Source organism: Saccharothrix sp. ST-888 (genome assembly GCF_000955975.1).
GTDB lineage: Bacteria > Actinomycetota > Actinomycetes > Streptomycetales > Streptomycetaceae > Kitasatospora.
The window spans coordinates 1-5,484 of sequence record NZ_JYJF01000196.1 but is presented as its reverse complement, the minus strand read 5'-3'; the positions used below and the strand labels follow the sequence as shown (position 1 = coordinate 5,484).

The 5,484-nt window shown below is 68.3% G+C and carries 1 protein-coding gene; it reads right to left on the bottom strand.

Annotated elements, in window-relative coordinates:
- On the bottom strand, positions 1 to 5,345 hold a 5,345-nt coding region (locus UK12_RS31695), incomplete at its 3' end, for an RHS repeat protein (protein ID WP_197085333.1).
- Between the last annotated feature and the right edge of the window lie 139 nt (positions 5,346 to 5,484).

Here is a 5,484-nt window from a genome sequence, read left to right as displayed (position 1 = left end):
GATGCGGTGTCCAGGGTGAGCTCGTCCGCGCCGATGTTCAGCGTGGTCTTGCCCGGGTCTCGGCGGATCAGCTGGTTGCCGTCCGCGTCGTACAGGTACAACGTGCCCTGGGACTGCCCGGTCTTGGTGATCGAGTCGAGCTTGTCCTCACCGTTCCAGGTCAGGGTGGTGGTGCCGGTGGTGTCGGTGACGCTGGTGGTGTTGCCCTGCGCGTCGTACTGGTAGGTGGCCGCCTTCGTGCCGCTGGCCGACTTCGTCGAGGTGGACAGCAGGGCGTGCGGGCCGCCGGTGCCACCGCCGGTGTTCGGCGCGCTGGTCGGCGTGTTGACCGACTTCGCGGCGCCGAAGGTCTGGGTGGTGGTGATGTCGTTGGCGGTGTTGCCGCTGACGTCGTGCTGCACCAGGGAGGAGCGGTTGCCCGTGGCGTCGTAGGTGTAGGACTGCCAGTACGGTGCCGGTCCCCCGACGGTGGTCTTGGCCGGGGCCGTCACACCGCTGGTCGGGCTGGTGTTGGTGCATCCGCCGATACCGGGAACGGACGGTGCGGCCTTGGTGCTGATGCCCGCGGTGTCGGTCCAGGCGCTTGCCAGTCGGCCCAGGTAGTCGTAGGTAAAGCACTGGGTGTCGGTGGCGGAGGCGTTCTGCAGGTCGGACACCGAGGTGGTCTGGCCCGCGGGGTTGTAGGTGTAGCTGGTCTGGTCGAGCGACGTGGTACCGGTCTGCCGGTCCAGGGAGGACTGGACCACCCGACCGGTCGCCCAGTCGTAGTTCTGGGTCGAGACCACCTGGGTGCCGTAGTCGCCCACGGTCGTACGGGTGGGACGACCGAGGGCGTCGTACTGGACATCGGTGACCAGGGCGCTGTTTCCGCCGGAGGCGATCAGCAGACCCGTACTGCTGTAGATATTCCCGACGCCTTCAGCGGGCAGACCGCCCACTGCCGGTAGATCGGTATGCATCAGCGAACCGAGCACCGGCGTGTACTGGCTGGCCGTGGTGTAGGTACCCGCCAGGGCACCCTCCGAAGAGGGGATGGTGACGCTGGTGCCGGTCGGCCGGTACATGGTGTCGTACCCGGTGACGGCCTGCGTGTAGGCCTTGCCCGCCGTGCCACCCACGTAGCGGGTGGAGGAGACGGGCTGGCCCTTGGCGTTCGGCAGGGTGTCGTACGTCCAGCCCGCGAGCTGGTTGGCCGGCGCCACGCCGCCCGTGTACATCCCGGTCTTACGCCCGAGGACGTCGTAGGTGTACGCCAGCGTGTTGCCCTTGGCGTCCGTGGTGGAGGCGACGCGGGAGGCGACGTCGTACGTCTTCATCGTCGTGCCAGTGTCCGGATCGGTCGCGGACACCTGACGGCCTCGCAGGTCGTAGGCGTACGTCCAGGCGTTGCCCGACGAGTCGGTGCGCGACGTCGGGCCTCCGCCCAGGGTGAAGCTGTACGTGGTGACGTCCGCGTCCGCCGCGTTGCCCGTTGCCGTACTGCCGTGGTACTGCCACAGGGCGGTGGTACGTCCTCGCGCGTCGGTCAAAGTGCTGGTCGCGGCGCCGCCCTGGGGCGGACTCACGTCCACGCGGTCCGCGCCCGGGTACGCGGTGGTGGAGGACCACTGCGGCTGGGCGTAGGACATGAAAGCCTGGGTCACTGGACGGCCCATGCCGTCGTAGGTGGTCCAGGTCTGCGCGGGGACCTGCGAGTCCTGCGGGGCGTAAATCGTCCCGTTCGGCTGGTTGGCGCTGTCGTAGTACGGCTGCGAGGACTTGATGGCCCAGCCGTGGGAGTCGTACGCCGTGTCCGTGATCATACGCCCGGAAAGGACACCAATCGGGGTGCTCTGTGTCTGGCGTACGCGGCCCAGGCCGTCGTACAGCTCGTTGCTGGTCTGGTAGCTGCCGTCCTCGTTGATGGTCTGGGAGGTGACGACCGTGGGGGCTGTCACGCCGTTGATCGAGTAGGAGTACTTGATGTTCGGGCTGAGGCTGGTCGCCCGGTCCGGCTGCCACACCCCGGTCAGACGGCCCAGGCCGTCGTACTGCTGGGTTGTCGCGTTCCCGTTCGCGTCGGTGGACACCAGCGGAAGTCCGCGGCCGGGGTCGTAGGTCTTCATGGTCGCCCAGGACGCGCCCATCGGACCGGTCACCGTGACCTTCGTCGGAACGGCACCGGTCGCCGGAGAGAACGCCGTACTGATCGTCGCGCCGTCGGGACCCGCCATCGAGACGACACGGCCGTAGGCGTCGAACGTGGAGGTAGTCAGGGTCACGAACTGCGCCTGGCCGCTAGTGTCGTAGGAGCTGATCGTCTGCGATCCGGTCGGATCACCCGTGGCACCGGTCTGGCCGAAGGGCAGGCTGTCGTACAGCGTGCGGGTGTCCTTGACGGTGTTCGTCGCGGTCATCGCGGTGCCGCAGGAACCGGCGACTGAGCTCATCTCGGAGACCGTGCCCAGCATCATCGGATTGCTGCCGGTGGCGTAGCTGGTGGTGGTGCAGACCTCGGGCGCGGCGCTCGTGCCGTCGCCCCGGTCGTCCGACTGGACGAGTCGGTTGGCGTTGGCGGGGTCCGTGGTGGACACGGTGTCGGCGGTCCGCCAGGTGCCGTTGGACAGCCGGGACCACGAGGTCTCGGTGGTGCTGATGCTGTCGTAGCGGGCGACCAGGTCCGGCATGCTGTTCTGCCGGTGGTGCGTTGCGGTGGTCACCGGGCCCGCGGTGACGGTTGCCGAGGCGCTCACGACCGAGCCGCCGGCCTGGGTGAACGTCTGGCCGCCGAGGACGGTGCCCGAGCGCCAGTTGTCATCCGTGGCCGTGACCGGGCTCGCCCCGGAATACGGGGTGAACGACACGGAGACACTGCGCGTGGTCCCGTCGGCGAGGCGGTCGCCGTTCATGCCCCGCAGGTACGTGCTGACCGCCTGCGTTTTCGGTGCCTCACCCGCGTTCCCGCTACCAGTGGTCGTGGTGACCGTCTGGTAGCCGCGGAAGTCGTCCCACGTACGGGTCTTGGGGTCGGTGAACTCGCTGTCGTCGCGGTGCCAGGCGGCGCCTCCGCCGTAGCTGTAGTCATTGACCTTGATCAGTGATGCGCCGGTGATGGCGTCCTGCTCACTGACCTCCGTCACCAGGTACTTGTTGAACCAGTCGCTGACGGGCGTGGTGGAGGAGGAGCCGGGCAGGTACCAGTGCACCGGCATGCAGGCCATCGTGTTGGAGTCCTCGGACCCGGGCATGTGGTTGTTCACCCGCGAGCACTCCGGCGCGGCGTAGACCACGTTGATCTGGCCGCCGGTCTCCGTGGTGATCTGCTGGATCCGCGGCCGATAGAAGGCTGGCGCCGCCGGCACCAGGCCGTCCACCCGGTTCGCCAGCTCACGGGCGGTGAATGTCACTGCGGGAAGCGTCGCCGCCGCCTGGCCGTCCGTGCCCGTGCGCTGGATCGAGGCGAGCCACAGCGACGGCTTGGTGCCGTCGCCCGGGTCGGGGAAGGTGTGGTTCAGCGCCCAGGAGTCCACCGTCGTATAGGTGCTGCCTACCAGGATCTGCGTGCGGACCTGCGACAGCATGGAGGAGGACCAGAACGACGGCGAGTAGTTCGTGCAGGTGCCACTCGAAGCGCAGTTCTGGTCCAGCGGAGAGTCCGGCCAGTACGCCTGGTTCGCGGTAGTGCGCTGCGCGGTCGTACACGTCACACTGCCCGACGGGGTGCACCGCTCGGCCGTGACGAACAGCACCTTCGCCGCCGCGTTCGCCGCGCCGTTCGCGGCTATCTGGTCGGGCAGCCGCTGGCCGTAGCCGATCTGCCTCAGCTCGGCCGAGCGGACGTACTTCGTCAGCGTTCCGCTGCCGTTGTTCTGTCCGCCGCCACGGCTGTAGTAGTTCAGAAGCTGCTGGTAGAGGTAGTTGGTCAGGTTCTGGTGCGGGTCCACGACGTAGTCGAGGTTCCACCGCCAGCCCTCCTGGCACCACGAACCCGTGCCGGTGGAGGAGTTGTAGCAGTCGTCCCCGCTCTTCGGCGAGTAGACGGGCGTGTACTCCACCGAGTTCGCCGCCCGGTCGCTCTGGTTGCCACCAGGCAGGTGGTTCACGCCGAAGTAGTACTGCGTACCGTCGGTCGTGGTGATGCGCCAGTACTCGCCGTTGCGAGCCTCGTTCGCCGCGCCCGACAGCTGCTCGACCTTCGAGCCGTCATCACCCTGGATGTGCCAGACACCGGTGGTGTCGTCGCGCACCAGGGTGCCGGAGTGACCGCCGAGGCTGAGCCTGGCGTTCTGGCCCGCCCAGCACTCGTCCGCAGAGTTGGTGATGCCGTCGTTGTTGCAGCTCTGGTAGGACCGTTCGACGAACCCGGGCTGGTAGTCCCAACCCTCACCGACCCAGGATGCCTGCGCGTTCTGTGCCGAGGTCTTGCCGTCCACGGCCGAAGAGGCGTATGAAAGCGCCACCGACGGCCCCGCGCCACCGAGGGCGGGCGGAGTCTCGATCGGGTACGAGTAGGAGAAGTCTCCGACGTTGGAGCCCGAACTCCATGCTGTCGTCGGCGACAGCGGCGAGGCGGAGTAGCCGCCCATCGCACCGCCCGACGACGCGGTGGTCGCCAGCACCATCGTTGGCGGCGCGGCGGCCGCCGAGTTCTGGGTGAAGGCCTGGAGCTCAGGGGAACCGCCATGTGCCGACGGGGAGGCCGGCACTGCTGCAGCGTTCAAGCTGAAGGCCCGGGAGTCGGCGGAACCGCCATGGGCCGATGGCACGGTCGGCACTGCTGCGGCGGCGCCCTTGGTGGTGGGGAGCGTGACCTCTGCGGTCAGCACCCCCGACTGCGGATCCACCTCCGAGGCGACCGGCGTCTGCTTCTGACACTCGGTCCTGTCGGGCGTGGTCAGCGCACAGGCCGGCAGGGCCACCAGACGTGCCCGATCCGCCCAACCGGCACCCTGGAGCGCCTTGAGGTCCAGCGCGACCTTGACCGTGTGTCCAGCCGAGGCGGCGGCCTGCGTGTCCGTCAGCGCCACCACCGGGCCGACCACGCCGACCGAGCCGCCCTTGTCCGCGCCGGTCGTGACGACCTGCACGGCATGGGCCGGATTACCGCTTCCTGCCGCCAACTTGACGGGCAGGTGTCCTGCCTGGACTGCCTGTCCGCCGTCCAACGTCACCGACGCCGATCCGGCCGCCACCGGAGCCGACAGCATGGACGGGCTGTAGTCCTTCGGCACCGGAAACGCCGGAGCCTTCGGCTTCGCCGGCACGAGGTTCTTGCCCTTGACGGACTTCTGCCCCGACAGCGGTGTTTTCGGTGTCCACACCTTTCCGTGCGGCCGGTGCGCCGCCAACGCCTCAGCCGATGGCACCGACACCATCGTCATCAACACCGCCAGCAGGCTGATGATGCCCAGCCACCGGTGCCTTCCCCACAACCATCTACCAACCGGCGTCTGCCGGTGCCAAGCCCCCACGGAGCATCTCCTGCGCGTCACATTGGATTCACAA